The 24080-nt window shown below is 45.9% G+C and carries 16 protein-coding genes; 5 read left to right on the top strand and 11 right to left on the bottom strand.

What is annotated here, in order from left to right:
• Positions 1-86: 86 nt before the first annotated feature.
• On the bottom strand, positions 87-3347 hold the full coding sequence (locus tag GWR21_RS14295) for an Ig-like domain-containing protein (protein WP_162332405.1): 3261 nt from the start codon (positions 3345-3347) through the stop codon (positions 87-89).
• A 316-nt stretch (positions 3348-3663) separates the two neighbouring features.
• On the opposite strand from GWR21_RS14295, the gene htpG reads away from it, so the two are divergent.
• Both htpG and GWR21_RS14285 read left to right on the top strand, forming a co-directional pair.
• Entirely contained in the window at positions 3664-5499 is a 1836-nt protein-coding gene (gene htpG / locus GWR21_RS14290) for a molecular chaperone HtpG (RefSeq protein ID WP_162332404.1), read from the top strand.
• 103 nt (positions 5500-5602) lie between these two features.
• On the top strand, positions 5603-6400 hold the full coding sequence (locus GWR21_RS14285; RefSeq protein ID WP_162332403.1) for a carboxylesterase family protein: 798 nt from the start codon (positions 5603-5605) through the stop codon (positions 6398-6400).
• A gap of 60 nt (positions 6401-6460) precedes the next feature.
• Here GWR21_RS14285 and recJ read toward each other — a convergent pair whose 3' ends face one another.
• Both recJ and GWR21_RS14275 read right to left on the bottom strand, forming a co-directional pair.
• Positions 6461-8167 (bottom strand): single-stranded-DNA-specific exonuclease RecJ, encoded by a 1707-nt coding sequence (recJ, locus tag GWR21_RS14280; protein ID WP_162332402.1) that lies wholly within the window; start codon positions 8165-8167, stop codon positions 6461-6463.
• Between the two features lie 71 nt (positions 8168-8238).
• Positions 8239-9204 carry a polyprenyl synthetase family protein gene (locus GWR21_RS14275; protein WP_162332401.1) on the bottom strand — a complete coding sequence of 322 codons (966 nt, stop codon included), beginning with the start codon at positions 9202-9204 and terminating at the stop codon, positions 8239-8241.
• 311 nt (positions 9205-9515) lie between these two features.
• On the opposite strand from GWR21_RS14275, the gene GWR21_RS14270 reads away from it, so the two are divergent.
• Together GWR21_RS14270 and GWR21_RS14265 are read left to right on the top strand one after the other, a co-directional pair.
• Positions 9516-11063 (top strand): OmpA family protein, encoded by a 1548-nt coding sequence (locus GWR21_RS14270; protein ID WP_162332400.1) that lies wholly within the window; start codon positions 9516-9518, stop codon positions 11061-11063.
• A 139-nt stretch (positions 11064-11202) separates the two neighbouring features.
• The gene (locus GWR21_RS14265) at positions 11203-13158 is read left to right on the top strand and encodes a KUP/HAK/KT family potassium transporter (RefSeq protein ID WP_202929088.1); all 1956 of its coding nucleotides are present in this window, start codon (positions 11203-11205) and stop codon (positions 13156-13158) included.
• A gap of 43 nt (positions 13159-13201) precedes the next feature.
• On the opposite strand, the gene GWR21_RS14260 is transcribed toward GWR21_RS14265, so the two are convergent.
• Positions 13202-14065, bottom strand: coding sequence for a pirin family protein (locus GWR21_RS14260; protein WP_162332398.1), 864 nt, complete (start codon positions 14063-14065; stop codon positions 13202-13204).
• A gap of 126 nt (positions 14066-14191) precedes the next feature.
• Here GWR21_RS14260 and GWR21_RS14255 point away from each other — a divergent pair, with 126 nt between their 5' ends.
• Positions 14192-14572 (top strand): YidH family protein, encoded by a 381-nt coding sequence (locus tag GWR21_RS14255; protein ID WP_162332397.1) that lies wholly within the window; start codon positions 14192-14194, stop codon positions 14570-14572.
• A gap of 69 nt (positions 14573-14641) precedes the next feature.
• Here GWR21_RS14255 and ftsZ read toward each other — a convergent pair whose 3' ends face one another.
• From ftsZ to murD, 7 genes are all read right to left on the bottom strand, one after another.
• Positions 14642-16333: a cell division protein FtsZ gene (gene ftsZ / locus GWR21_RS14250; protein ID WP_162332396.1), complete on the bottom strand. Its 1692-nt coding sequence runs from the start codon at positions 16331-16333 to the stop codon at positions 14642-14644.
• Positions 16334-16480: 147 nt separating this feature from the next.
• Complete coding sequence (gene ftsA, locus GWR21_RS14245; protein ID WP_162332395.1) at positions 16481-17884, bottom strand: cell division protein FtsA; 1404 nt, start codon at positions 17882-17884, stop codon at positions 16481-16483.
• On the bottom strand, positions 17881-18942 hold the full coding sequence (locus GWR21_RS14240) for a cell division protein FtsQ/DivIB (protein WP_162332394.1): 1062 nt from the start codon (positions 18940-18942) through the stop codon (positions 17881-17883). Before GWR21_RS14240 ends, ftsA begins: the two co-directional genes overlap by 4 nt.
• A gap of 15 nt (positions 18943-18957) precedes the next feature.
• Positions 18958-20349 carry a UDP-N-acetylmuramate--L-alanine ligase gene (gene murC, locus GWR21_RS14235; protein WP_162332393.1) on the bottom strand — a complete coding sequence of 464 codons (1392 nt, stop codon included), beginning with the start codon at positions 20347-20349 and terminating at the stop codon, positions 18958-18960.
• Positions 20350-20371: 22 nt separating this feature from the next.
• A complete protein-coding gene (gene murG / locus GWR21_RS14230) occupies positions 20372-21466 on the bottom strand; it encodes an undecaprenyldiphospho-muramoylpentapeptide beta-N-acetylglucosaminyltransferase (protein ID WP_162332392.1) in 1095 nt (364 codons plus the stop codon).
• A gap of 25 nt (positions 21467-21491) precedes the next feature.
• On the bottom strand, positions 21492-22685 hold the full coding sequence (locus GWR21_RS14225) for an FtsW/RodA/SpoVE family cell cycle protein (RefSeq protein WP_162332391.1): 1194 nt from the start codon (positions 22683-22685) through the stop codon (positions 21492-21494).
• A gap of 54 nt (positions 22686-22739) precedes the next feature.
• Positions 22740-24080, bottom strand: a complete 1341-nt coding sequence (murD, locus tag GWR21_RS14220) for a UDP-N-acetylmuramoyl-L-alanine--D-glutamate ligase (RefSeq protein WP_162332390.1) — start codon at positions 24078-24080, stop codon at positions 22740-22742.

The following is a 24080-nucleotide window of genomic DNA, read 5'->3' as shown; positions in this document are numbered from 1 at the left end:
GATACTTAAAATGCTGACACCTACAAATAAAAAGCCGCTCTGTGGGGAACAGAGCGGCTGTCGTTCTAATGGTTTCTTCAAAAAGATCAACGGTTAACGAGTATTTTGGTTACCTGCGTCCCTTCCATGCTCTGCACGCGCAGAATATAAATGCCGTTTGGTAAAGTGCTGATATCCAGTGATTTGATATTTTTACCCTTGTTCAGGATCGTTTGACTCTGATGTCTTATACGACCTTGCATATCAACGAGTTGTACCTGGGCGGGTCCTCCTCTCTCCATATCGATCCAGATCTGCAACTGACGACCAAAGATGCACCAGAAGAGTTTCTGTAAAAGATCGCGTACTGTTACAATAACCCGCTGATTTTCACTGTAGGTCACCTTGCCGTCCAGCCCTGTCACTTTCAGTCTGTAGTAAGATACGCCTAACCATGGACGGGTATCATATGCCTCATAATTAACTGACTGTGACGTAGTACCGTGCGCGACCACTGTATCTACGGATTCAAACTGAGATTGGTTTCTTGAACGTTGAATAATATAATTGCTGATATTCAGCTCGTAAGGAGTACGCCACGTCAGTTTCACATCTCCCGTGTCCACAGTGGCTTCAAATGTCAGATCAGCCGGATGCGCCAGCACATGTAAATCGTAATTGGTCTGTACCGGATAGTGGTCAGTGGTTGTGCTGGCATAGTTGCCCACCAGGTTTTCTACCTCGATACGCACTTTTGCCGATCCCGGCAGATAACTGAGCGCCATTTCATCCGAGATCAGGACGTTGTCAATTACCGTATTATAAGATGCAGTGGATTTCTTACCCTGCAGACTTAAAGGCAGTGTCACCGGTTTATAATGAATGCTGTCATTAATGAAGTCTATATAAGAGGTGGTAGTGTCAGGCGCCAGCTCGGTAGTAATGGTCTTATCAAATGCATCGTTGAAGTCGCCGAGTACAACAAGGTTGGCCGTTGGATACTGCACATCCAGGGAATCTTTCAATTCGAGCGCGCCGTTTCGGCGTCTGTTCCAGGACTCTATCTTATCGGCCGTGTTACCTGTATTTGCTTTGGCATGTAACAGCACAAAATTGATGAGCGCACTGTCGTTGTTCAATCTGGCTTTTGCCTCAAACAGGAACGGGAACCTGCCCGACGACCAATGATAATAAGCATTGCTGCTGCCACCCTGACGTAAAACGCCATAGGATCGGATACCCCTGATAACAGATGTCTTATAAAGGAAGGCCAGTTTCTGCGCGCTGACATAGTCGATATCTTTACTACTATCTGCATAAGAACCGAAGTCGGAAATAATATAGCTATATCCTGGCAGCTGATTAGCGACCGCACGGAAGCGGGCGGTATCCACTACCTCTGCCAATGCAAATATGTCGGCATCCAGTTTTTTGAGGATGGTGGTTACATTGGCCTGTTGCACACTGTCATTCGCTGGGTTCTGTACCGGACTGCCAAACCATTCTATATTCCAGTTCACCACCTTCAGGGTACGGCGGCTGGTACCGGCTAATGCCACGGATGGGAAGGTAGAACCGGAGGTAGAGAATTGTAGGTGGCCGGTGTAATCCTGGTTAGCAGCGGTAGGAGTAAATTTCACCCAGACAGTCCCGGCTCCGTTCAGTGAAGACGGCGTAACAGTGACCGTATGGCTGTAAGTGCTGGTGCTATCTGCAGCGATTGTAAAATTCCCGGTAGAAGTAATGGTCAGCGCATTGGTAAAGTTACCTGCGCCATATGTCACGGGTAATGGTGCGGAAGGTTGTCCTGCCAGAACATAGTCAAAGTCGAGGCTGGTAGTGGTCAGGTCCAGTGCCGGTTGAGGTGCGGACGTGCTGTTGGTGATGAACACATCGTCGATCGTCCAGCGGGCGGCGCCTTTTTCAGGAGAAGAGTTATATAAAAAGGCGAAGTATACGTGTGGTTGTTTAAAAGCAGCAAGGTTAATACTGTCTGACAGCTTCCAGGTATCTGACAGGATTGCCGGAAAACGACCATATACATGGCTCCAGGTGGCAGTAGAAGGATCACTGACGCCATCATAGTCAGTAGAGACCAACAGTTGCAGCGTAGGACCCGCGAAGGCGGTTCGGCTATAAAAGTTTAGTAGCGGGTAGTCAAAGCCTGTTAAGTCGAATGATGGAGAGATCAGCCAGTCCTGATTTAACACCGCGCCACTGCTGTAACCGTTGATCTGTACGCCATTGCCGCTGCGGCCAAAAGTGGTACAGTCCCAGCGCTGTGCACCAGTTGTGCTATATTGTCTGAAACCGCCCGTGATATTGCCCGTCACGCAAACGTTGAAGTCGAAAGTCAGTTGCTGGGCACCTGTGGTAAATGACCAGGCAGTTGAATCGGTCAATCCGCCAAAAGCGTTATCACTCAGGTCAAGCACTGCACCATTACCTATGGTGATGTAGTAATGCTGATTTGGCTGAAGAGTGGCAGCGATCGTTACATTCCGGCCATTATAGCTCAGCATGGGACTATTGGCCGGGATGTGCTGTGCCGTGCCGGAAGTGGTATTCTGGATAATGAAAAAGCCGCTACCTGCTTTTACGTTTTCAGAGAAAGTGATGATAGGCTGCGCAGTAGGAGACACGCCGGTGCTGAGATTAGCAGGCCATACGCTGTCTATGGCAGGAGGTGTCACATCCGCGCCGCCACTGCCAGCGGTAATATTGTCAATCGCAAACGAGGGCCGTGATCCTGCGCCGTTGATCTGGCGGTTTACCCAGCGTAATTGTACCAATGGCTGATTGTCGCAGGCTCCAGGCAATACGAGGGCTCTGTGAGCAGAATCCAGCGGAGCGGTGACCCCTGATCCTGTCTGGGTAGTGGTACCATTCTGGTATTCAACACCTGTGATGTTGGTAAAATTGCCGGTATTGCCCACGCGGTATTGGAGGGTCACTTCGTTGATGCGGGTATTGTAAGTGCCATCGTATGGATTACGAAGCGTCATCACGTCATACTGCACGGCGACGTTCGTCTGGCCGCTGGTACTGATGGCCAGTACCAGGCTGTTATCCACACTGCCACTGTTCAGAAATCCCAGTTTCCCATTATAGTTATACACACCATTGGCAGTGCTGGATGCACTTCCGGTGGTCAGCGGCTTGTCTGAGGCCGGTGGAAGTACATTGAAGTTACCAGCAGGGGAGCCGGAAAGGGTCCAGCCGTGCCACCCGTCAGGATAGGTGGTGGATGAAGGAGAAAGGCTTCCAAAAGACTGCTGGTAAGGTAAAGGCTGTGCAACAGGTTGCGTTTGTGCATGTACACGGGCAAAACAGGCCACAGCAAAGAAAAGGAGTAGATGTCTTTTCATGTAAATGAGGTTTAGAAGAAGGGTTGCGGGTAAAACATTTGGTTCTCAACACTCACCGGGGTCAGGAAGGTTAAAACTACAACATTTGTGTTAGACTTGGCAGGCCGGCGATATGATTTATTTGTTAAGCCGGCGGCCGTTCTGCCATTTTGCTAGTTGGGGCCGGAAGGGACGAACAAGCGACGAACTAGCGACGAACAAGCGAGGGTAACGCGATTGCCTGAAAATGGCCCTATCTGCTCTTTCTTCCGGACAGTTTGTCAGCAGACTGTCTGCTGGCATATCGTTTGTCTCCGTCTTTTAAAAATTGACACCCATGCAGAAAGGCGCAATACGTGTTCAGACAGAGAACATCTTTCCTATTATTAAGAAATTCCTCTATTCAGATCATGAGATCTTCATCCGCGAGCTGGTGAGCAATGCGGTGGATGCCACGCAGAAATTAAAGACACTGGCGAGTGTAGGTGAGTTCAAAGGTGAGCTGGGCACCCCTGAAATTACAGTGACGTTAGACAAAGAGAAAAAAACACTGACCATATCAGATATGGGTGTGGGTATGACCGCAGAGGAAGTAGATAAATATATTAATCAGGTAGCTTTTTCAGGTGCGGAAGAGTTCCTGAACAAATACAAAGGCCAGACAGATGGTGCTAACATCATCGGTCATTTTGGTCTGGGTTTCTACTCTTCCTTCATGGTGAGTAGCAAAGTAGAGATCTTCACAAAATCTCACAAACCAGATACCACTGCTGTACGCTGGGAGTGTGATGGCAGTCCTGAATATACACTGGAAGAGACCAGCAAGGAAAGCCGCGGTACTGACATCGTACTGCACATAAACGAAGAGAGTGAAGAGTTCCTGGATGAGCACCGCATTCAGACCATCCTTGAGAAATTCTGTAAGTTCCTGCCAGTACCTGTGAAATATGCAGACAAGCAGCTGAATAATACACATCCTGCATGGACAAAGAAACCAGCAGATCTGACAACTGAAGATTATCAGAACTTCTACAAAGAATTATATCCATATGCAGAAGCGCCGTTGTTCTGGATCCACCTGAATGTGGATTATCCGTTCAACCTGACCGGTATTCTCTATTTCCCTAAGATCGGCAAGAGCTTTGAAGTACAGAAAGACAAGATCAGCCTGTACTCTAACCAGGTATTCGTCACCGATGAAGTAAAAGACATCGTTCCTGAGTTCCTGATGTTACTGCATGGTGTGATCGACAGTCCGGACATTCCGCTGAACGTGAGCCGTAGCTACCTGCAGGGAGATCCGAATGTGAAAAAGATCAGTTCTTATATCACTAAGAAAGTAGCTGATAAGCTGGATGAGATCTTCCGCAACGACCGTAAGAGCTTTGAAGAGAAATGGGAATCTATCGGTTTGTTTGCCAAGTATGGCATGATGACAGATGATAAGTTCTCTGAGAAGGCGAACAAGTTCCTGTTACTGGAAGATATCACCGAGCCAGGTAAGTTCTATACACTCGAAGAATATAAGACAGAAGCGACTGCACTGCAGACGAACAAAGACAACAAACTGGTAGTGCTGTATGCTACAAATGCAGTTCAGCAGGATAGTTATATACAGGCAGCGAAGAACAAAGGTTATAAGATCGTGAAGCTGGATAATATTGTGGATGCGGCGTTCATCAACAATATGGAGCCAAGATGGGATAACATGATGTTTACCCGTGTGGATGCTGACATCGCAGATAACCTGATCAATGTTGACGAGAAATCAGAAAGCGTACTGACGACCGACCAGGAAACAAAACTGAAAGAACTGTTCGGACATATTCCTCAGCAGCATGTGAAGGTAGAACTGAAAGGTTTGAGTGTAGATGCGCAGCCGGTGATCGTAACCCGTCCTGAATTTATGCGTCGTATGAAAGATATGGCAGCAGTAGGTGGCGCAGGTATGAGCTGGTATGCTAATATGCCCGATGAGATCAACATGACTGTTAATGCGAATCACCCGATCTATCAGCAGATCCTGGATGAAAGTGATAACGATAAACAGCAGAAACAGGTACGCAATCTGGCGGATCTCGCACTCTTGTCGCAGAACCTGCTGACCGGTGCTGATCTGACTGCATTCGTTAACAGAAGTGTTGAATTAATGAGTGCAGAAAAGAAAAATTAATCCCTTAAATAAGGAAACATTATAGTAGGTTTGCAGTAACATTGTCAACCGGAATCCCGTCTCATCGCGCATGAGACGGGATTTTTTCATTTTAGCCACACATATGAAAAGAACAACAATTAAGGGATTTATCTATGTGCTACTCATTGCAGTATTGGGTAATATCGTGGCATGTTCCGGGAAGAATGACGCTGCAATACCCGGCGGCGGTGCTGGAACAGATACTATTCCTGACCCACGGGAAGAAGATGTATTTACTCCGCAGACTCCCGGCGTAACTGTTCAAAAAATGGATTACACACAGGGAAATATAAATGAATACCTGTTGTACATTCCGGATAGCTATAATGAGAAGAAAACATACAAATGGCCGATCGTTATTTTCCTGCACGGCGTTGGCGAAATCGGTAATAACATCAATGAGATCAGGAATGTAGGACTGCCTAAAGTGGTGAAAGGCAAACAGTTTGTAATGATTGCACCGCAGTGTACGGCTTCCTGGTGGAATACGGATGTACTGCAACAGTTATATAAAGAGGTACTGAAGAAATACCATGTAGATTCATCAAGGGTTTATCTGACAGGGTTGAGTATGGGTGGTTACGGCACCTGGAACTGGGCACAGACAAGCCCTGATAAGTTTGCGGCTATTGTACCTATCTGTGGTGTTGGTACACCTTCACAGGCCTGTGTACTGAAGAAGATGCCTACATGGGCATTTCATAATGCCAATGATCCGACTGTAGCGGTATCAGGATCAAGGGACATGGTGAATGCACTGAAGGTGTGTGGTAACGATCTGGTGAAATATACAGAGAGTCCTACAGGTGGACATGATGCATGGACAAACGCCTATGCAGATCCGGCATTGTATACCTGGTTATTACAGCAAAAAAAATAACTGTTGTATTAGCAACAGTTATCCGTTCATTTTATAATAAGGTAGCGTAAGTAGTATTACTTAGTTATGTGCCCTGATATCGATGACTTTCAGCTGAAGGTTCATTTTGCCGTTCCACTCGTTTTCATCGATTGTAAAGGCCATATCAAAAGGTTGTTTACTGCTCACGATGTGGAATTTTTCGGACATGTAGAATCCTATGCCCGTTAATGAGTTATGCGATCTGCCTTGTTTCACGGAGAACTTAATATGTTCATCTTTTACAAGACGGGAGTAGCCACTGTCCACTACATTTCTCACCAGGAAAACAGGACGCAGGTTTTCCGGTCCCAGTGGCTCGAACTGACGTAAGATATTAAAGAATGCAGGTGTAATATCTTTCAGCTGAATTTCAGTATCGATCACTATCTCGGGCACCAGCAGATCAGGGTTGATGGTTTTTGCCACTACCTGTTCAAACTTTTGCTGAAATGCTTCCACATTTTCTGGTTTCAGTGTCATCCCTGCCGCATAAAAATGTCCACCATAGTTTTCAAGCAGGTCTTTACACTGATGGATAGCCTCGTACACATTGAAGCCTGTCACAGAGCGTGCAGAGCCGGCTACTTTATCGTTACTGAGAGTAAGAATAACGGTGGGACGATAGTAATACTTATCGATCAGCCGCGAGGCGACAATCCCTACGACACCTTTGTGCCAGTCGGGTTTATATAAAACAGTAGACTTTTTGTCCTGTAATGTAAGATCGTTCTGTAAGAGTTCTACCGCTTCTTTCGTGATGTTGCCATCTATTTCCTTTCTGTCGAAATTATCAGCATGTAATACTTTAGCGATCTCCATTGCCTTGTCTTTATCTGTTTCCACGAACAGGTTGACAGCTTTTCTTGCATCGTCCATGCGACCGGCAGCGTTCACGCGGGGTGCGATAACAAATACTAGGTTGGAAATGGTCAGTTCTTCTTTCAGTCCGCTGAGTTCAATCAGCGCCTGTATGCCTGGCAGTGGAGCAGAGTTCACTTTCTTCAGGCCATGGAAAGCCATTACGCGGTTTTCACCGGTCATTGGAACGATATCCGCAGCGATGCTGGTAGCTACCAGATCGAGATAGCGGTGTACTGTTTCATCGGGCAGGCCTTTCTTTTGAGCGAAAGCGGAGATGAGTTTATATCCGATACCACAACCACTTAATTCTTTATAAGGATAAGGGCAGTCGTATTGTTTCGGATTTAATATAGCGACAGCAGGGGGGAGGATAGCATCAGGCAGGTGATGATCACAAATGATGAAGTCAATGCCATTATCCGCCGCCCATTTGATCTGATCAATAGCTTTAATACCGCAATCCAGTGCAATGATAAGTGTGAACTCGTTATCCCGGGCATATTCTATACCCTGTTTGGAGATACCGTATCCCTCTTTATAACGGTGAGGGATATAAAATTCTATATTATCATAAAAGGAGTGCAGGAAGTCATAGACGGTAGCGACGGCAGTGGTGCCATCTACGTCATAGTCTCCGAATACGAGGATCTTTTCACGGCGAAAGAAAGCCTGTTCTATACGGGATACAGCTTTGTCCATGTCTTTCATGAGCCAGGGGTCATGAAGATCGGCTAGTGTAGGCCGGAAGAAGAGGCGGGATTCATCGTAGGTATGCATACCTCTCTGTACGAGGAGTCTGCACAACAGCGGATGTATACGAAGCGACGACTGGAGCAATGCTTCCTGTTTAGGTTGATAAGATCGGACTGTCCAGCGTTTCTGCATTAATGCGTGAGTTAGTATCTAAAGTGGTTGTGAAAAGAATTCGTTATTGTCGGAAGATAAGTTTTTATTGGTTAAAAAGTACGATCGGTTGTATATCTTACTAATGTTTCCAATCCGGCACGGATATCATTTTCCGGGAAGCTGTGCAGGATAGCGAGGGCTTCATCACGGTACTGGAACATTTTATCTCTTGTATATTCGATACCGCCTGATTTTTTCACTAGCTCGATCACTTCTGCGACCCGGTCCTTATCAGTGTTATGGTTCTTTACTATATTAATAATATATCTGCGGGTTTCAGGCGTGGCGTGTTCTAATGTATAAATGAGCGGGAGCGTCATTTTCTTTTCGCGTATATCTATCCCGGTAGGCTTACCTATTTTATCGGTACCATAGTCGAAGAGGTCGTCTTTGATCTGGAAGGCTACACCCACTTTCTCACCGAACAGGCGCATCTTTTCTGTGATCTCATCATCGTTGGTAGTGCTCCAGGCACCGGCCGAGCAGGCAGAGGCGAGGAGGGAAGCTGTTTTACGACGGATGATCTCGAAGTATATATCTTCTTTAATATTAAGCTTACGGGTCTTTTCTATCTGGAGGAGTTCTCCTTCACTCATTTCCTTTACGGCTTCTGAGAGGATCTTTAAAGAACGGAACTCATTGTTGTTTACTGAAAGTAGTAGTCCTTTGGAGAGGAGGTAGTCGCCTACCAGTACGGCTATTTTGTTTTTCCAGAGCGCATTGATAGAAAAGAAGCCGCGACGTTCATTGGCATCATCGACTACATCATCATGAACGAGCGTGGCGGTATGCAGTAATTCTACGAGTGCCGCAGCTCTGTATGTGCTTTCCTCTATATTATTATTAAAGAGTTTTGCTGATAGTAGCACAAACATGGGTCTGATCTGCTTGCCTTTTCGTTTAACGATGTAATGCATTATCCTGTCCAGCAATGGGACATGACTTTTTACAGCGTCAGAGAATTTGCTTTCAAAATCTTGTAATTCCTTACTGATCAGGTGTTTAATTTCGTCCATAGGTGCTTTAAAAAGATTGCTAAGCTATGCTTTAAAAGTCAAATTTTAACAAATTGGCCCTTAATTTGTATATATCGGTGTAACATAACTTTAACATTACGTTGTTTTAGTTATAACAAATATGCTTATTCGTTATATACCAGGCAAGTTAAGGTATAACATTTGTTTTGCCTAAGCGCTAGTAGTTAACTAGTTATCAATGAAAATAATATTGTAACAAAAATTTGAATATTCATTTGAGAATTTTACCTTTGCTGGGTAAAAAACGGGTTATTAGTAAATTTTTAACAGTTTTTAAATAGAAAACAATTATGGCAAGCAAAAAGTACTTATTACTGGCAGGCGCTATGAGTCTCTTAGCGGCGTCCTCCGGTTTTGCACAAGTTACCCCTGTGTTCGATGCCCTGGATTCAACTAAGGTACCAGCATCAAGACAGGCGCAACAGAACAATTTCTCCAATCATCAGCACGACTTCCCTGCTAAACCACGTGATATGTGGGAATTAGGTTTCCACGGCGGTCTGCACCTGATCAACGGTACTATCCCGGCTAGACCAGGTTTCGGTGGTGGTGTTTCCCTGAGAAAATCACTGGGCCACACTATATCTGTAAGAGCTGAGTACACCGGTTCTTTCGATAAAGGCATGGACTACAGATTAAGACCTGCATCCTTCAATAACAGCACAGCTTGGGGTGCTACTGCAGCTCAAAATGGTGGTAACATCGTTGCTAACTACAAAACTGCAACTCACCAGCTGTCTTTGGACCTGATGGCTTCTCTGAGCAACATCCTGTTCTACAAAGCACAGCCAAAAATCAACTGGTATGTATTTGGTGGTTACAGCCTGGGTCTGATCGACGTTGACGTTGATGCGTTAAACGCAAACGGTCAGGGTTACGATTTCTCTGGTATCAACTTCAGTGCTCCACGTAAGGACATTAAAGACCAGCTGAAAAACCTGTTCGACGGAGATTACGAGCAGAACGCTCCATCTCAGGGTAACAGAGGTAACATCGGTCGTAGAGATGACAACGCCCTGTTACGTCATGGTGCTGATTTCGGTACTGGTATCGCTTTCAGAGTTTCTAAACGTTTCAACATCGGTATCGAAGAGAAATATACTTTATACTTTGATGACTATCTGGACGGTTACTCCAGCCCATACAGCAACCACAAAGATGCATTCAGCTACACCAGCGTTCGTCTGAACTTCAACCTGGGTAACTCTGCAAAACGCGTTGAGCCACTGTATTGGGTAAACCCACTGAACTACGCTTACAACGAGCTGAGTTCTCCTCGTCACATGAAACTGCCTACTCCAGTTCTGCCTGATGCTGATGGCGATGGCGTTACTGACCAGTTCGATCGCGAGCCTAACACACCAGCTGGTGCTCCAGTTGATGTTCACGGTGTAGCTAAAGATACTGATGGTGATGGCGTTCCTGACTACAAAGACAAACAGCTGGTTACTCCTTCTTACTGCCAGCCAGTTGACGCTGACGGTGTTGGTAAATGCCCAGATCCTGAGTGCTGCAAAGACATCAATAACAAACCAGCTTGTAACACACTGGTTCTGCCTAGCGTAAGCTTCAAAGGTAGCGCAACTAAGGTTGCTTCTGACAACGAAGCTATCCTGGCTAGCGTTGCTTCTACCCTGAAATCTAACCCATCTTGTAACATCCTGGTTACCGGTCACGCTGGTGCTAAGGCTAAGAAAGGTGGTGTTGACCTGAGCAGCAGAAGAGTTGACGCAGTTATCGACTACCTGGCTGATAAACAAGGTATCGATCGCGGTCGCTTCATCAAACAAAACACTCCTGGTGAATCTACAACTGTTGATTTAGCTCCAGCTAACTAATAGTGTATCACTAAGAAGATATAAGGCCCCGTCTCTCATTAGAGACGGGGTTTTTTTATGCCCCCGGTATTTTTAATAATTTTGCACATCTTCACAATTCCACCTACCTTTGGTGGCTTTTTTATTAAATACATATTTCGTGAGAAAAGACATTAACAGGATTAGCCTGGCCGGTTTAGTAGTTGCCTTAGGTATTATTTACGGTGACATTGGAACCTCTCCGTTATACGTTTTCAAGGCCATTGTAGGTAATAATCCCGTAAGCGACCTCCTGGTAATCGGTGGTATATCCTGTATCATCTGGACCCTGACTTTACAAACGACTATCAAGTATGTGATCCTGACACTCCGTGCCGATAACAAAGGTGAGGGTGGGATCTTCTCTTTATATGCGTTAGTAAGAAGACATGCCAAATGGGCCGTTACTTTTGGGATGATCGGGGGCGCCGCACTGCTGGCAGACGGTATCATCACCCCACCTATTACCGTTACATCTGCTATTGAAGGTTTACGTACCCTGGAAGTTTTTAAAGACCTCAGTCAATGGACTATCGTAAAGATCGTATTGACCATCATCACTTTAATGTTCGTAGTACAACAGTTTGGTACGGTCTCTATTGGTAAATTGTTCGGTCCCATCATGGTGATCTGGTTCTCCATGCTGGGTGTATTGGGACTCTCCCATATTGTCGATGATGTGTCCGTATTCAAGGCCTTCAGCCCGCACTACGCCATCAAACTCCTTACTACCTATCCCAGAGGCTTTATGATCCTCGGAGCGGTCTTTCTATGTACGACAGGGGCGGAAGCATTGTATTCCGATCTTGGTCACTGTGGGAAAGGTAATATCCGGGTATCCTGGACCTTTGTAAAAGCCTGTCTGATCCTTAACTACCTGGGTCAGGGTGCCTGGCTGCTGACGCAGAAAGGACAGGTCATCCCTAAAGACACCAACCCATTCTTTGCGATCATGCCCGAATGGTTTGTCATATTCGGTGTGCTGATCGCTACGCTGGCGTCCATTATTGCCAGTCAGGCGTTAATATCAGGGTCGTTCACCCTCATATCAGAAGCCATGCGGCTCAACCTGTGGCCTAAACTGAAGATCAACTACCCTACAGAAATGCGTGGTCAGTTGTACATCCCCGGTATCAATACCATGTTGTTTGTCGGTTGTGTGGCTATCGTACTGATCTTTAAAGAATCCAGTTCCATGGAGGCGGCTTACGGTTTGTCTATCACCATCTGTATGCTGATGACCTCCTGTCTCTTTGCCTTCTACCTTTATACACGAAGGGTGAGATTAAGCCTGATCCTGATCTACCTGGTGACCTTTTTTACGCTTGAATTTTCCTTCCTTTTCGCAAACCTGGTGAAGTTCATGCACGGTGGTTATGTGACCGTGATCGTGGCGGGAATACTCTTCCTGATCATGATGGTTTGGTACAAATCACGTAAGATCAAAAACCGGTATGTGGAGTTCGTTAAACTGGAAGATCACCTGCCGGTGATACAGGAACTGAGTAACGACAGTACCATTCCGAAATATGCTACCCATCTTGTATATATGAGTAGCGCGGATAATCCGAAGGAGATAGAACATAAGATCATCTATTCCATCCTGAATAAAAAGCCGAAACGGGCGGACATCTACTGGTTCGTGCATGTGGATGTTGTGGATGAACCCTATCTGAGTGAATACTCTGTACAAACCATTATACCGAATGAGGTGATAAGGGTAGAGTTCAGACTTGGCTTCAAGGTGGAACAGCGTATTAACCTGATGTTCCGTATGGTAGTGGAAGATATGGTACGTAACAAGGAGGTGAATATCACCAGCCGTTACGAATCATTGAGTAAGAATAATGTAGTGGGAGACTTCCAGTTTATCGTGATGGAGAAATTCCTGTCGCATGATAATGACCTGCCGTTGTACGAGCGACTGGTAATGCGGATGTATTTCTTCCTGAAAAAGATCAGCTTATCAGAAGAGCGTGGTTTCGGGCTCGATTCCAGCTATGTAACGATAGAGAAATATCCGCTGGTAGTGGCGCCTGTTACGAACCTGCAGTTACGAAGGATCATACATTCTTAATATCTCATAGAAAAGGCCGGCAATATTGCCGGCCTTTCATTTTTTAGTCAATATAGAACCCGAATTTTCCCATTCTTTCGTCACGCATTGCTTCCATAATCTCTGTCTGGGTATTCATTACGTAGGGTCCATGCCATGCAATCGGCTCATTCAGCGGTTCGCCGTCACAATACAAGATAATGGCATCAGTTCCGGCTGTTATATTAATTGTATCTCCGTCATTGTCAAAAAGTACCAGTGATCTGTCTCCGGCAGGTTGACCGTTCACAGTCACGTCACCCCTCAGTACATAAAACAGTATATGCCTGTTAGTCGCTACATCGATGGCTGCTTTACCTCCGGCCTTCATATTGATAAGGGCGGCATTGACACCCGTAAGGGACTGAATAGCTCCCTTATGGCCATTCCAGTTACCACCTGCGACAGCTACCTGCACTTTATCATCGTCTGCGCTGATAACAGGAATATCCTGTTTCTGCAGACCGGTATATTTAGCGGGTGTCATTTTCAGTTTGGCGGGCAGATTGATCCAGAGCTGTAACAGTTCTAAATCACCACCTTCTTCTTTAAATGACTTTTCTACATATTCATTGTGGATAAGTCCCCTTGCGGCTGACATCCATTGTACGCCACCTGCATCAATTTTGCTGTGGTAACCATGAGAATCCTTGTGCACAACGTGCCCGCTGATAATCCAGGTAACTGTTTCAAATCCTCTGTGAGGATGTGGACCGAAGGGCATTCCGCTGTTGTCAGGCGGTAATGTCATCGGGCCGTGGTGATGTAAGAGCAGGAATGGATCCGTTGCCTTACCGTCCTGATAGGGCAAAGGACTGTAGTAATAGTAATCGCTCACAGCGCCATTTATCGGATGGTTGCTTACAACCTTGTTTACTGTCTTTTGCATATAGCAAATTTACGACAGAAGCAGGCGGCAGGAAATGGATAGAATTAGGCAAACGGTGGATGATTTTATAATCGGTTACATCATTATGGAACATGCTTTGCTGCTTTTTCCAAAATCATTTCACTTATGTCCGAACCCAAACAGCATGGCGCTGCCAGTGATCATCTTGCTAATGAGCGTACGCTTCTCGCCTGGACAAGGACGAGTATTGGTATCATGGCATTTGGCTTTGTAGTGGTCAAATTTTCACTTTTTGTCAAGCAACTATCTCTTGCATTGGGAAAGGAATATATGCTTCCTTCAAGAGGTTATTCTGCGATTGCAGGGGTATCATTGGTAGCAGTAGGAGCGGTAACGACAGTGCTTTCCTATATCCGTTACAGAAGAACAGAAAAGCAGTTGCGCCAGGGTGTATATCAGCATTCTTCCTTGCTGATCACAGTCCTGACAGCCTTTATCTTTCTGGTCAGCCTGTTGCTGATCATATATCTGATTGAAAGTGCATAAAAAAAGTCCTCCGGGGAACCGGAGGACTTTTTTTAACACAACTAAAAAACAATCAAACGTCCGAATAGATCAATCGGGTTTTTTCCCATCTAAAAAGGTATTAATCGTATTGATTTCTGCCTGGTTATTCTGACCATCGGAAACAGTATAATTAGAGTAGAAATTCTCCGCTGAACCCGCGCCGTTATCAAGGTTGATATTGCGACGGATATAGGCAGGAACATTCTCCATTTCTGCATTGTTCTCAATGCCTTTCACGTTAAAGCTGATACTGCGCAGTTTAGCAACGCGTTCAGCCTGTTTACGTTTCTGCTCTTCCAGTTGTTCTTCGAATGCATGCAGATGCACTTCTGAAGGCGCTTCAGGAGACTTTTCTTCGTCTCTGAATACGATTTTCATCTCTGGAAGATCAGAGGCAGGGGTATTACTTCCCGGTTCAATGTAGATGTACGCCGGTCCTGCAGGATAGCCACCTGCGGGAGAATTAGGCTGTATGACATTTACATTGCCTCCATAACCTGCCATCGGCTGAGCGTTGCCTACCGGCTCAACATTGAGCGTGTAGTTCAGTCTCTCCGGTTGTGCAGGATTAGCAGGAGGGAAGTTGGTTGCTGGCTGAGTCACCACAGGTTCTACCAGACGGGGAGCCATATGGTCCGTCGGTTCAACGAAAAGCGATTCCTGTCTGAAATTGCTGTTCATCTTGTTTTCATCACCGTCCTGGCCAAGTTGCATGACAATCTTAGGCTGTACGCGGGAAGGATCCTGTGGTGCCATTTTTACCTGCTGAATCGGTTTTTGTTCAAATCCGGTAGCAATAATGGTCACACCCAGTTTTCTGTCGAGTGATTCGTCATAACCGACACCAAGGATCACATCGCAATCCTCGCCTGCCTGGCTCTGAACATAGGCCTGGATAGTATCCATTTCATCCAGGGTGTGTTCAAACTCACCTTCCTGGGAAGAAATGTTGATAAGTATCCATTTAGCACCATGTATATCGTTATCATTCAACAGTGGAGATGTCAGTGCTTCTTCGATCGCTTTCTGCGCGCGGTTTTCACCTTCTGCAGTAGCCGCACCGAGGATCGCTACACCACCATTACGCATAACTGTGCACACATCGGCAAAGTCGACGTTGATCTGACCAGTAGAGTTGATCACGTCCGTAATACATTTTGCCGCTGTAGCAAGTACGTTATCTGCTTTTTCGAAAGCTGCCTTGAATTTCAGATCGCCGTATTTCTGGCGCAGTTTGTCATTAGAAATGATCAGGAGCGTATCAACATAATCTTTCAATCTGTTAACACCTTCTTCTGCCTGAGCCATCCTCTTCTTCCCTTCGTATGAGAAGGGCGTTGTAACAATACCCACCGTGAGAATACCCAGTTCCTTACATATGCGTGCGATAATAGGTGCGCCACCGGTACCGGTACCACCACCCATGCCCGCGGTAATGAAGGCCATTTTGGTATTCACCTCTAAGATCTTTTTGATTTCTTCAAAGGATTCTTCCGTCGCCTGTTCACCGATGCGCGGATTAGCTCCTGCACCAAGACCCTGCGTCAAATGTGGTCCCAACTGGATCTTGTTGGGCACAGGACTGTTTGTGATACTCTGTGCATCGGTATTGCAGATGATAAAATTCACACCCTCAATGCGCTGGTTGAACATGTGGTTCACCGCATTGCTACCACCACCACCAATGCCTATCACCTTGATGATGGAAGATTTTTCTTTGGGAAGATCAAAATGTATCATGACTCTATCTCTTTTATGGGTTAGTGTGTATAATTAATAATGCCCACAAGTGTCGTCTTCTTACGTTATTAATTATCCGCTATTAATTACTTGATTTTTAAATCGTTTGTGGCTGCAACAATTGCGCCATATCCGATAATACCCCTGTTAAAGTTTCGCATCTTCTTCCTCCGTGAACATGTCTATGATCTTTGTCTTCATCCTGTCCAGGAATGTTTTCAGCGAAGCATTCCGTTCTCTGGCCTTTCGTTCCTGAATCTGTTCAACAGTAGGCTCATCGTCTTCCCAGCTTTCGTCCGACAGATTAACTGTCTTACCTGTCTGTTCTTTAGGTGCCGCACCAGTGCTAACCTTTACAAAGTTTTCTTCCAGTGCTCTGCGGTCGTTCTCATAGTCATTGTAACCTTTGAGTATCAAACCTACGCAGGTCGCATACATTGGCCTTGTCAGTTCTTCGATATGACCACTTGCCAGATGTTCGTTCGGATAACCGATACGTGCGCTTACACCAGTTGTGTATTCTGTTAACTGTATCAGATGTTTCAGCTGAGAACCTCCACCAGTCAGGATAATACCGCCATTCAGCATTTTATTGTCCATACCGATCTGTTTCAGATGATACACCACGAAGTCCATGATCTCACTCATACGAGCCTGTATGATGTGGGCCAGGTTCTTCACAGAAATTTCTTTCGGGCTTTGACCACGCAGGCCAGGAATGGTGATATAGGCGTTACTTTTAGCTTCGTCTGCTAATGCATAACCAAATTGCACCTTCATTTGTTCTGCCTGCGTTTTCAGTACACCCAGCCCGTTCTTAATATCGTTGGTGATATTCTCACCACCGTATGGGATCACGGCTGTGTGTTTCAGTATACCTTCATAGAACACAGCGAGGTCCGTTGTACCACCACCGATATCTACAATTGCTACACCGGCTTCGAAGTCCATATCACACATAACAGCTGCTGCGGATGCCAGTGGCTGCAACACCAGGTCATGTATTTTCAGACCAGATTTCTCCACGCTGCGGTTGATGTTACGGATAGCGTTCTTATCACCTGTGATGATGTGGAAGTTAGCGCCGACCTTTACACCCGACATACCAATAGGGTAAGTGATGTTCTGGAGGCTATCCACGATATACTGTTGCGGTATCACGTCAATGATCTGATCACTGGCGGGAATCACTGTTTTATACTGGTCATTGATCAGCTGATCAATGTCTTGCTGCGAGATCTCAGCGTCGGTATCGGCACGAACGATATCTCCGCGTGTCTGCAGACTTTTAATATGATGACCTGCGATACCAACGTATACTTCATTGATTTCGAGATTCGGATTAGAAGCGTAGCAATTCTCGAGTGCTTGACGGATAGCCTTGATCGTTTGGTCGATATTCAGCACCATACCGTGCTGCACGCCGAACGACGGGGCTTTACCGAATCCCAGGATTTCCAGTTTCCCGTATTCATTCTTTCTGCCTGCAATGGCAGCAATCTTTGTAGTGCCAATATCCAGACCTACAATGATGGGAGCTTCCTGATTCATGGCGTTCTATTGTTTTTTGTTGTGTTGACAGATTGTTTAACCGGTTTATACACAGCCTTCGGAGTCGTTTTGTTGGACGCCGGTCCCTTTTGTACTTTCGGTTTTGTCAGCGACGGCCTGGCTGTAACTACCCTTGCCGGCGCTTTTGTCGTGGATGTTGTTCCCGCGTGCTTTACTTCATCTTGGTGTATCCGCAATCCGTCAGAAGAATCACTTAATCTGGCAATACGCGCGCTGTCTTCGGTAGCCAGTTTTTTTGACAATTCCTCTCCTGTTCTTCTTGTGCATACAACCTCATTGTCATAAGCAACATTAATCTTCGCGTAATTGTTCCAGCCTACTTTATTCAGTCCCTCTTTATAGAACGCCAGCAATTTACTGAACTTCTTTTCCACGTTTGCTCCGTCGCCGAATACGATCACATGATCGCCCAGTTTCGGGATCAGTTCAAACTCACGCCCCGGAGTGACCGTTATCTGTGCGATCTGCGCAGACCAGAACGGATCTTCCTGAATAAAGCTACCCAGTGCCATAATACCTGCTGCTACGATGCTATCTGCTGTTGCCAGTTTTGCTGCATCTGCAGGGAAGTTTGTGAACACCGGTACGCGGGCGGCGTAACGGGCGGATACCGGTATACGGTCTCCATCCTTATCAAAATAAAAGCTGTTACCACTTGCTGTGAATACACGCGCCAGGGGTTCCCGCTGTGTTACTTTGATATTCAGCTTACGCTGGTTATCTATGAATATCTCCGCTTTTTTGACCCATGGATCGCGTGATACGATCTGTTCCAGTTCGGCGGTGTTGATGTTTTTAATAGCCTTTCCGACAGGGTTAGCTGCTTTATTTCTGGCTACTAAAGCTTTAATATCTTTTTCCTCTATAAAGAAATTGGCATCGTCCTCCCCCTGTAATTTAACAACGATCCCGGTGCATTTGCCGTCGTTCTTGTCATGTACGGCTGCTACCAGTAAGATGACAAAACCGGTCAGCACGCCCGTCCAGAGCAGTGTGGTGCCAATTCGCCTTAATACCTTACGGGTTTTTGTTTGCATTGGGTGTTTTACAGTTTATGCTTTCTTTTTTATTGCTTCGTTTTCCACGATTCCTTTTCCATTTAGTATTTCCTCTGCGGCTTCCCGGAACTGATCTATGTCTCCGGCACCGGCTGTGATAAATAACGGAGCGCTGTTCGCTTTTATCCAGGGGAGCACTTCTTCTTTTTGTATTACCTGAACAGGTTTGCTGATCATCTTAGCGATCATCTCACTATGTACACCTTCTATAGGCAATTCTCTTGCCGGATATATAGGGAGCAGTAATATTTCGTCCGCAAGCGATAAACTTTCTGCAAATCCTTCTGCGAAATCGCGTGTGCGTGTATACAGATGCGGCTGAAACAGCACTACACATTTTCTTTCCGGGAATAACGCACGGGCACTGGTAATAAGTGCACGCAGTTCTTCCGGATGATGTGCATAATCGTCTATGTATACCTGATAGTCATTCTTCACCAGGTATTCAAAGCGGCGTTTAATGCCTTTAAAGTCAGCGATGGCGGCTTTGATACGTCCATCTGTGATTCCAAGCAGGTGTGCTACTGCAATAGCTGCGATGGTATTCTCAATGTTGTGCGTACCACCAACAGGAAGATAGACATCCGTTAGTTTCCAGTCTTGCTGTATTACATCAAATCTGTATCCACCTTCTGCCGGGCGTATATTGGCTGCATATATGTCAGCTTTACTATCGTCCAGATGATACCAGATATGGTGGTCTCCTTTCAGTTCTGCTGCACGGTGTAAACCCAGTTTTGCTACCAGTGTGCCTTTTGCCTTGATATTGCGGGTATACTGTATAAATGCTTCCTGTACTTCTTTTTCTGTACCGTAGATGTCCAGGTGATCTGCGTCGATGGCAGTCAGTACTGCCACATCAGGGTGCAGTTTCAGGAATGAACGGTCGTATTCATCTGCTTCTATCACAGCTACCTGTCTGGTACTGCTCCAGAAGTTACGGTCATAGTTGGCGCTGATGCCTCCGAGGAAAGCGTTACAACCATATTCCGCATGCCTCAGTATATGTGCGATCAGTGTAGAGGTCGTGGTCTTACCATGGGTACCTCCAATGGTGATCGCGTATAGTTCTTTTGTGATTTCCTGTAATACATCGCTGCGTTTCACCACTTCATAACCCTGCTTAACAAACCAGATCAGCTCTGCGTGAGTGCCGGGAATGGCAGGTGTATATACAACCAGTTCGGCCTGTTTATCGGCCAGTTCCACATCATCCGTATAATGGATCTCCATGCCTTCTTCCACCAGCTGACGGGTCAATGCTGTTTCAGTACGGTCATAACCGCTTACATGCACACCATTCTCATTAAAGAATCGTGCGATAGCGCTCATGCCGATGCCTCCTATGCCAATGAAGTAGACGCGTTTTATTTTGTTCAGATCCATTTTCTCAATTACGTGTTACTGATTACCCTATTAATGCCATTACCTGTTTTGCGATGACCATGTCCGCGTTGGTATTGCCCAGTTTTCCTATGTTCTCTTCCAATTGTTCCATCAGTGCTTTATTCTGCACCAGACTGAATAATGTTGTCCCAAGTTGTGCGGCAGCGTCATCATTTTTAATCAGGATGGCTGCCTTCTTATTTACTAAGCTCTGCGCGTTGAAGGTCTGATGATCTTCCGCTGCAAAGGGATATGGTACGAATATGACCGGTTTTTTCACCACACAGAGTTCTGCTATTGCCAATGCCCCTGCACGTGATATCACTACATCAGCTGCTTTGTAGGCAAAGTCCATGAGATTAATGAACTCAAACACTTTTACATGTGATGCGTAAGCTGCTGCTGCCGTTTTTGCTGTCTCAAAATAAGGCTTACCTGTTTGCCAGATCAGCTGAATATCTTTCTCAACAAAACTAGCCAGTAATGGATGCAGTGCTTCGTTGATGGCTTTAGCTCCAAGGCTGCCACCTACGGCGAAGACAGTGGTTTTACCACGCTGCAGCCCGAAATGCTGTGCTGCTTCTTCACGTGTTACGGACGACTGTGTGATATTGCCACGTACAGGATTTCCGGTAACTACGATCTTATCAGCAGGGAAGAATTTTTCCATGCCATCGTAGCCGGTACAGATCTTCTTTGCTTTCTTCCCCAATACCATATTGGCTTTTCCGGCGAAAGAGTTCTGTTCCTGTATCAATGTCGGAATGCCTTTACCCTGTGCTTTTCGCAGGATAGGGAAACTTGCGTAACCGCCAACGCCCACCACCGCCTGTGGTTTGAACTCGTTGATAATACGGCGCGCCTGTCCCAGGCTCTTTAATAATTTGAAGGGCAGTAACAGGTTTTTAAACATGTTACTACGGTTAAAACCAGCTATTTCAAGTCCTTCGATCTTATAGCCTGCCTGCGGCACTTTCTCCATTTCCATCTTTCCCCTGGCACCTACAAAAAGGATCTCTGTCTCCGGATCTATCTTCTTCAACGCATTGGCAATGGCAATCGCCGGGAAGATGTGTCCTCCTGTACCGCCACCTGCTATGATAATTCTGCGTTGCATTTATATTTAATTTTTTAGTTTGTTGTTAAGCTGCTGGTTGCATACCGTTTTCTTCCATCACTTTTGCGATCCTTTCCTGCTCTAACCGTTTGCCTTCCAGTTCCTCTACGTTGCGGGATACGCTTAGTATGATACCTATGGCCAGACTGGTGAACAGGACTGATGAACCACCCATACTCACCAGCGGCAATGTCACCCCTGTGACGGGAAACAGTCCTACATTCACTGCCATGTTGGTAAGTGCCTGTATGACGAGTGTGACGCTGAGACCTACTGCTAGAAATGCACCGAATGCGTACGGACAGTTTCTGTATATGCGGATGCTACGTAATAATAGCAACATATAGGCCATCAATATCAAAAAGGCGCCAAATATACCATACTCCTCAATAATTGTTGCGTATATGTAGTCACTATACGCATGAGGAAGAAAGTTTCTCTGGGTACTGTTGCCAGGGCCTTTCCCAAGTACGCCACCACCTGCTATTGCAATGTTAGCCTGCTGTACCTGATAAGGGATGTCATCCTTATCTGATGAAGAGAAATGTTCGATCCTCTTTTTCCAGGTCTCCAGACGCATCGGATTTCCTGTCGCCACTGCTATTCCAATTAACAATCCCACCAGTACAATACCGCCTATTACCATAGAAGCCAGGAACCTGAGAGGTACCCGGCCGATAAAGCACAGTATCATGCAGCTGGCGCCCAGCAGCAATGCAGTGGACATGTTTGCCGGCATGATCAGCATGCAGATGATACACACCGGAATAATAATAGGCAGAAAGCCTTTCTTAAAATCAGTGATCACATGCTGACGCTTGGACAATTCACGACTCACATACATGAATATAGCCAGCTTGGCTACATCCGATGTCTGGAAGGTCAGGTTGATCACCGGCAGGCGTATCCACCTGGCGGCATCGTTAATGTTACTTCCAAACGCCAGTGTATATACCAGCAGCGGAATTGAGATGATAAATCCTATCTGTGCCGCACGTGAGTAAATTGTATAATTTACCCTGTGAGCAAAATAGATGATCACCAGTCCCATTCCAAGTACACTCAGTTGTTTGAACAGATAGTACTCCGTATGACCTCCCTGTTCACGATACGCCAGGGAACCCGTGGCGCTGTAAACAGCAAGCAGGCTGACTAATGACAGGAAGATCACGATCGTCCATATCACTTTGTCTCCTTTTGTCCTCTGAAGTACGTCCATCTCAACTTTTTTGGTGCCTGTCTATCTGAAGATCACGCTTCAGATACAAGCTGGTTACAGTTCTTTTACTGCCTCTTTAAACTGTCTGCCGCGATCTTCATAGTTCTTGAACAGATCGAAGCTTGCGCAGGCAGGAGAGAGCAGTACAACGTCTCCCTTTTCGGCATGTCCGAAGGCGGCATTCACTGCATCCTTCATGTTGCGTGTATCTATTATCACCGGTGTATAGCCTGATAATGCTTCCTGTATAGGTGCATTGTCAATACCAAGACAGATGATCGCTTTTACTTTTTCTTTTACGAGATCCTGTATCGCGCTGTAATCATTTCCTTTATCCACACCACCCATGACCAGTACGACCGGGTGTTCCATACTTTCGAGCGCAAACCATAGTGAGTTTACATTCGTCGCTTTACTATCATTGATGAAATCCACTCCACGTACCGTCGTTACATATTCCATACGGTGCTCGAGGCTCTTGAAGGAAGTGAGACTCTCACGGATCTTTTCCTTCCTGATATCCATCGTGCGACCAGCAATTCCCGCTGCCATTGAGTTATACAGGTTATGTTTGCCCTTCAATGCGAGATCATACATTGATACGATCATTGGCTCATCATTAACCTGGATATTGACTTGTTCATTTGTCATAAACCCTCCTTGCTTTAATGGTTCCATGATAGTAAACGGAATTGTAGTTGAATGAATAGTATGCCCTTTCAGATAGCCGGTGATCTCAGGGTCGTCAACGCAATACACAAAATAATCTTCCGGTCCCTGATTCATCGCTATGCGGAATTTTGACGCCACATAATTCGCCATTTTGTAGTCATAACGGTCCAGGTGATCTGGCGTTATATTCAGCAGAATAGCGACGTTAGGCTTGAAATCCCTGATATCGTCCAGTTGAAAACTACTTACTTCCACAATGTAATAATCCGCTGGCGCCGTAGCGACCTGTCTCGCGTAACTGAGACCGATATTGCCCACCATTGCTGCATGTAATCCTGCAGTTTCAAAGATGTTGAACGTGAGCGCCGTTGTTGTACTTTTACCGTTGCTACCAGTGATCGCAATGACTTTGCTGTCTTTGCTGAACCGGTAGGCAAATTCTATTTCGGAGATCACCGGTACCTGTTTCTCACGCACTTTCTTCATCAACTCACTTTTCTCAGGTATACCAGGACTCTTAATGATCTCATCTGCGTTCAATATCACATCCCAGGAGTGTTGCCCTTCCTCAAAAGGAATATGGTTCACTGCGAGTTCCTGTTTGTAGATGTCTTTTATAGCACCGCCGTCAGAGACAAATACATCATACCCGCGCTGCTTCCCCAGAAGGGCAGCACCGATACCGCTTTCGCCGGCTCCAAGTATGATGAGTTTCTTTTGCAT

This window comes from Chitinophaga agri (assembly GCF_010093065.1).
Taxonomy (GTDB): domain Bacteria; phylum Bacteroidota; class Bacteroidia; order Chitinophagales; family Chitinophagaceae; genus Chitinophaga; species Chitinophaga agri.
This window is presented reverse-complemented; position numbering and strand designations above follow the sequence as displayed.